This window comes from Psychrobacter sp. W2-37-MNA-CIBAN-0211 (assembly GCF_040309405.1).
GTDB lineage: Bacteria > Pseudomonadota > Gammaproteobacteria > Pseudomonadales > Moraxellaceae > Psychrobacter > Psychrobacter glaciei.
The window spans coordinates 1-273 of the sequence record NZ_JBEOOU010000189.1 but is presented as its reverse complement, the minus strand read 5'-3'; the positions used below and the strand labels follow the sequence as shown (position 1 = coordinate 273).

Below are 273 nucleotides of genomic sequence, written 5' to 3'. Positions count from 1 at the left end.
CATTTAAAGTATGGCGCAAAGTACCGGCCCCTCACCGTGGTGAAATCGTCCGTCAAATTGGTAACAAGTTACGTGACTTTAAACAGCCATTGGGTGAGCTTGTAGCCTATGAGATGGGTAAATCATTACAAGAAGGCTTAGGTGAAGTACAAGAAATGATCGACATTTGTGACTTTGCCGTTGGCTTATCTCGTCAACTTGACGGCTCTACTTTACACTCAGAGCGCCCGTTGCATAGAATGTATGATCAATACCACCCGCTCGGTATTGTCG

The 273-nt window shown here is 45.4% G+C and carries 1 protein-coding gene; it reads left to right on the top strand.

Annotation, left to right across the window (positions count from 1 at the left end; genetic code table 11):
* Positions 1–273: aldehyde dehydrogenase family protein (locus AAEY72_RS14850; protein WP_352311313.1), on the top strand; the 273-nt coding region annotated here is incomplete at both ends.